Below are 5,940 nucleotides of genomic sequence, written 5' to 3' on the forward strand. Positions count from 1 at the left end.
ATCATCAAACTCCTTTCTCCCCATATTGGAGAACATGCAGGGCACAGATACTGCTGTAGCTGTTCCACACGAGCGTACATCTTTAAATGAGATGACCCCACCAGTTTTACTGGTAAAAGGGTTTGTATCCTTCTCATAACCGTTCATTGAAAAGTTTTTACCACGAGCAGTCTCACCCACAACCAGGAACATTAGGGTGGGTTTATCTTTATCCATAGCCCGTACAGCATCATCACCCAAAGTGGCAAAATGAATTGGCTCTGCAAAATAACGATTATAAATATATTTAGTAGAACTGTTGATAAAGTTGGCAGGGACAATTTCACGTTGGAGATTCGGATTGTTTCGCCCTACTGAAACATAATCCTGATAATACAACGCTGCAATGATACCAATAATAAATAAAGATGCAGTCATGGATAATATGCGTAGGATGGCTCCTTTGTACCATGCTGTCTCGTACTCAATCTTAACAAGAAACAATAATGCTGCTGGAACTATTCCAGCTATCGTAACCCATCCCAATATTGGCAAACTAAAGTAGGAATATGCTTCACTTTGGTTTGTTTCAAAAATGTTCTGAATCATGTTTTGATCAAACAAAACACGATACTTCATCATGGTGTAGCTGACGATCGCACTTAATATGAGCAGAAGAGCAAAGAATGGTTTGACTAAATATCGAATTGAAAATGGGACAAACACAAAATTCAGTGCTGCAACCAACAGTATTGGAAGGGAGATCGCAAACCCAGGCTTAAAGTCCTCTAGTTTGTAGAGAATATCATAAAAATGGAGAACGCCGCGCCAGTTCAGCATGAATGCAAAATATAATGCCAATAAAAAAACAAGTGGCACAATTTTCATTTTTACTATGAACGGCATAACAACTCCATCAACAGCCTCAAAATATAGATCTTTAGCCGAGACACCCTGTCCCGTCATGTTGCGGCAGAATAGTAACAAAGCTGTATGCAAGCTTAATCAGCATTTAGTCATTAACTGCCAAAAAATGTGACGCACATCACGCGGTCACGTATGTTTTGTAGATTACATCGCTAAAATTAAGGAAGTCTTAAGATGTGGTTAGCTCAAAAACTGTTACATTTTTGAATGTAGCAGCTCAACAGTTGTGCTTGTTATATAGACAGCTTTCGATAGCTGAATCCTCATAGTTAAATGCATCGATTCCCACCCTCCGTGGGTTAGGCCAGATAGAGCTGCCAAGCAGCGGGGTTAACTAGGAAATTGATCGCATGATGGATTGCTCCCAAGCTACGTAAACTGTTGCCTTGAGCGTTATCGTTTGAACGCTAGCAGCAAGACACCCACAGCTACCAGCCCGATACCAAGCCATTCGCGGGGTGATGGACGTTCACCAAGGAATGTGAACGCGAATACAGCAACCAAGACAAGACTCAGCTTATCTACTGGTGCGACTTGAGAAGCATCCCCGATTTTTAGTGCTCGGAAGTAGCACACCCATGATGCGCCTGTTGCAAAACCGGACAGGCCAAGGAAAAGCCAAGTTTTAAGTGATAACTCCAACGGGTTAGCCCATTTGCCTGTGTAAGCAATAAATGCGGATAAAACAACGATGATGATCCCAGTTCGGATCAAGGTAGCTAAGTCTGAGTCCACCCCCTGAACACCCACCTTGGCAAAAATTGCAGTCATGGCAGCAAAAACTGCGGACAACAATGCCCAATAAAACCACTCCGTTGACGTAACCATTTCACTCCCCTCCGTTTGCTGTCCTCATTCTAAAAACATTTCTATCAGGACACGGTTTGCTTAAGTCTTTCTTAATAAATCTCCAACATGCTGCGATAGACGACGATTCGTCTAACCACAGGATAGGGTGAACCATGCATAACCAAACGAACAACTTAGTAAGCAAAGTGCCCGAGATAACATTGGCATTTTGGCTCACCAAAATTCTAGCAACAACGCTTGGTGAAACAGGCGGAGATGCAGTATCCATGTCGATGGATCTAGGCTATCTGGTCAGTACAGCCATTTTTGCAGTCATTTTCTTTGTGGCCGTCAGCGCCCAGATCTCCGCCAAGTCCTATAACCCGACACTGTATTGGGTCACCATCATTGCAACGACTACTGTTGGAACAACCCTTGCTGACTTCGCAGATCGTTCATTAGGTATTGGTTATGCTGGCGGTTCCGCCATACTTTTCCTTTTGCTACTTGGTTCGTTTGGCGTGTGGTATCGAGCCCAGGGAGAAATATCATCCAGCCAGATTTCCTCACCCAGAACAGAAATGTTCTATTGGATCACCATCATGTTTTCACAAACACTCGGTACTGCTCTAGGAGACTGGACTGCCGATGATGCCGGATTTGGGTATGCGGGCAGCTCTATAGTGTTTGGTGGCATTCTGATAGCTATCGTAGCGGCTTACCTATGGACTAAGGTTTCTCGCACATTGTTGTTCTGGGCTGCGTTTATTATCACCCGTCCCCTCGGTGCTGTTGTTGGTGACTTTCTGGATAAGCCACTTAGCAAGGGCGGCTTGGAACTCAGCCGCTATTCGGCTTCAATTACGTTACTGTTAGCGATTGCCGTGCTGGTCTACATATCTAGTATGAAAAGAAAACAGAATGATACGATTCCCTTGGATTTAGACGCTGAGAGATAGTTATAAAAGAACACTACATTGGAGCTGCATCATGGATAACATGATCTGCTCCAATATTATTGGCGAGCAATTCATGACGAGTTGAACAATAGAATTACGACTTGTGAAAATGTCATTGTAAGGACTTCAAATGAATAACATGAATATATCAGAAAGGAGTTTATTCAATAAAGTGCCAGAGGTGACGATGACCTTCTGGATCATTAAGATGATGTCCACCACTGTAGGAGAGACTGCTGCTGACTACTTGATATTTAATATGAAACTTGGATTAACTATAACATCCATACTTATGGGGGCTATTTTACTCTCAACTATAATGATACAACTGCGCGCAGATAAATATACTCCCTGGAAGTATTGGCTAGCTGTAGTGCTTGTTAGTATTTTTGGTACGCTAGTGACAGATAACCTAACCGATCAGGTAGGGGTTCCCTTGGAAGTCTCAACTAGCATGTTTACGCTTGTTCTGCTTGCTACATTTTGGTTCTGGTATACCCAAGAAAAAACTTTATCAATTCGCTCTATAGATACACCTAAGCGAGAGCTCTTCTACTGGAGTGCCATCCTAGTGACTTTTGCTTTGGGAACCGCAGCAGGGGACTTGGTATCTGAGGGTATGGATATTGGATACATGAAATCTACCTTGTTATTTGGTGGGCTTATATTGATTGTGTATGCTGTCTATTTAATTGCTAGGGTGAATGTAGTTCTGACGTTTTGGATAATTTATGTGTTAACTCGTCCGTTGGGGGCATCTATAGGTGACTTGCTATCACAATCGGAAAGTCATGGCGGCTTGGGATTTGGAGTGACAAGTACCAGCATAATATTTTTTGTATTCATATCTGTTCTGGTTATGTATCAATCATTCAAAATTAGCTCACATATTACAATAAGTCATAGAGGTGAATAGATATAGTATGTTATATGCGTCATGATAAGGGGGGCATTTTTTTAGATAATCTCTAATTTCTTCTTTTGAGATTATCTCCTCTTTCACACGAAATCCACTGAGATCAAGTTCAACGCAGGTTGCATTCACCCTCTTTAGTTCTTTAATTTTCCCTCTATCATAGAAGTGCGTAACTGCAACTTCGATGAGAACCTTCTCTCCATCGATGAACCCAATTACATCTGGGATAACTCGGCCCTCATAGACCTCACATACCATCTCATCAAAAACTATGTTTTTATGGATTGGGTTTATAGTTCCAATCGGCAGTATCAACTGCCTATCCGTTGCTAAAACCTCTTTAGCCAAGATGTGTATTTCGGTTTCTGGCTTCCAGGTACAGGAATTCTGCTCGATTGAGTTAGGCTCATGAGCAAAATAATGGGCTTTAACTTGCCCTTTCATAGCCCAGACAGCGCCCTGACAACCAATGCATGTGCAATTGCATGCTTTTCCACTAACAACGTATTTGACATCAACGATATGGCCGTTGTCATCAAGAGCACGAGTCATCAGGATTCTTGCCATATCTATCCAACCCATAAATGAATTATGTAATAGAACGCATCATTTTATTTAGTTCATTTAGTTCATTTAGATGCTTTCACTACATGAGTAACTACAACATTTTTATGAAAAATCATATGGTTACAGTTAATTACTTTGAACTTCATCAAGTTCCAATTGGATTTAGAGATATGACCACTCCCCAGGCGAGCTCATTGGGCTTTAGAGGATGCGTAGGAGTTGGCTGACAACATGGAAGGAAGGTGGAAGAGCAGGCCGTTACAGCATGTTGGAGAAGGCTTGAGATTGATTCCAATGGCAGTGCGCACGAAAGTGGCGTAAATAAGACACCGATTATAGGTCGGTGTCAGGTGATAACTAGATTTGTACAACCTGTGTCATCAGCAAGTTCAGAGGGCTGGCCAGACGTTTCAGGTTTTAAGCGCTTTTCATTACAACCCAGTATTCATGACCAATTGAACTATGGGAATGAATATGAGGAGACAATGGAAATGCAATGTCGTTCATTGTGCTCATATAGGATATTTCGCACTCAGGGCTGGGTATTGACTGACGCTTCAGAATGTAATCTTGATGCAGTGCAAGGTGAAGTACACCCCTTGAGTCAGCTCCATTCGGCAGTATCGTCACTGATTTATCTTTCAGTTGAGCTATAGGTAGTTCGTCATGAGTTACTTGATGAACATAGCGTAGATATGCTTGTTCGACTCTGTGAAAGCCAGTATCGACCATGCGAATACCATCAGGTTCTAACCAACGTTCAACCTCGCCTGTAGGGTGTTTAAGATAAGCTGCTCGTGTGAAGAATGAACGCCCATTCTTGATCACTTTCAAATCTTTAGGAATGTTATCTTGGTTAATCACACCAATCGGGAAGTACGTATTCGTGAGAGCATTTGTTGATGTATCAATGGACGATAGTGCTGCGATCTGGATACCTAGGCCGTGTGCCCGCTGTTGTGTATCAGCAAGCAGACACAACTGTTTGGTACAACCAGCAAGATCATCAAATAGCTTACCAACGCCTACACCAGGATACACGAATAATAGCGTGAACGGTTTAGTATGTTGGTCTAGAGGGAGCCCAGATTGGGATAATAATTCGTAGAATTCCTTTCTGTAAGACATAATATATATCACATTATTTTCGGTAGTGAGTTAGTAACTACCACATGATTGTTATTTGGAGGTGGTGATGGCTTGCAGTAAGCCGTTAGCATATTGAGTTGCAATTAGGTAGCAGATCGCGACACATAATCAACCATCCTTCTCGGCCAAGTGATGGCAGCCACCTGTGGACGGCAATAGAATATTCATTGTTCATGTTAAGAAATATTTTTTTGTTACAGTTTTATGGCAATGTCACTGCAATCACGCATTGGTGTCAATAGCTTACTATCTGTAGTCATATAAATCAAAATTGATTAATATGGTTATTCTCGTTTGAGTTTGGTTAATTGTTTGGCGATTTGAAGCATTCTTGACGTTTTCCCCTACGAACTTGATTTTTTATAGCGGATAAATTTTATGCAAATAATTCATATTTAATGCATGATTAGTTGCATGGGGGCTTACAAGCATTTATGGTTGAAGTGACTCCAGCCATCAGAACTATGCAATAATCAATAGCTGGCTCGACAGGTTGCTTGGTTGCAAAGGGGTAGCGATTAGTCCCTCCCAGGTGAGCTCATTGGAGGATGTGCTGGAGCTGGCTGGTAATCAGGGAGGGGAGATAGGTGCAATACGATGAAAGGGTCTGAAATTGATGCCAAAGGAAGGGCGCACGAAAGTAGCGTAAACAAG

Annotated in this window: 6 protein-coding genes; 2 read left to right on the forward strand and 4 right to left on the reverse strand. The window is 42.0% G+C overall.

Annotated elements, in window-relative coordinates:
- The coding region (locus tag AACR77_RS21955) for a phosphoethanolamine transferase (RefSeq protein ID WP_042878868.1) at positions 1-885 on the reverse strand (885 nt) is incomplete at its 3' end.
- Positions 886-1,299: 414 nt separating this feature from the next.
- Positions 1,300-1,734 (reverse strand): EamA family transporter, encoded by a 435-nt coding sequence (locus AACR77_RS21960; protein WP_041202326.1) that lies wholly within the window; start codon positions 1,732-1,734, stop codon positions 1,300-1,302.
- Positions 1,735-1,868: 134 nt separating this feature from the next.
- Between AACR77_RS21960 and AACR77_RS21965 the strand changes: the two genes are divergently transcribed.
- Positions 1,869-2,654 (forward strand): COG4705 family protein, encoded by a 786-nt coding sequence (locus AACR77_RS21965; protein ID WP_005337484.1) that lies wholly within the window; start codon positions 1,869-1,871, stop codon positions 2,652-2,654.
- Between the two features lie 130 nt (positions 2,655-2,784).
- The gene (locus AACR77_RS21970) at positions 2,785-3,570 is read left to right on the forward strand and encodes a COG4705 family protein (RefSeq protein WP_052224752.1); all 786 of its coding nucleotides are present in this window, start codon (positions 2,785-2,787) and stop codon (positions 3,568-3,570) included.
- Here the strand turns inward: AACR77_RS21970 and AACR77_RS21975 are convergent.
- Positions 3,538-4,137 carry a hypothetical protein gene (locus AACR77_RS21975; protein ID WP_139739534.1) on the reverse strand — a complete coding sequence of 200 codons (600 nt, stop codon included), beginning with the start codon at positions 4,135-4,137 and terminating at the stop codon, positions 3,538-3,540. The two genes, AACR77_RS21970 and AACR77_RS21975, sit on opposite strands and share 33 nt — an antisense overlap.
- Before the next feature lie 417 nt (positions 4,138-4,554).
- A complete protein-coding gene (locus AACR77_RS21980; protein ID WP_139440985.1) occupies positions 4,555-5,265 on the reverse strand; it encodes a hypothetical protein in 711 nt (236 codons plus the stop codon).
- Positions 5,266-5,940 lie beyond the last annotated feature (675 nt).

Origin of the sequence: Aeromonas sp. ZOR0002, from assembly GCF_963866995.1 — a bacterium.
Lineage (GTDB): Bacteria > Pseudomonadota > Gammaproteobacteria > Enterobacterales > Aeromonadaceae > Aeromonas > Aeromonas caviae.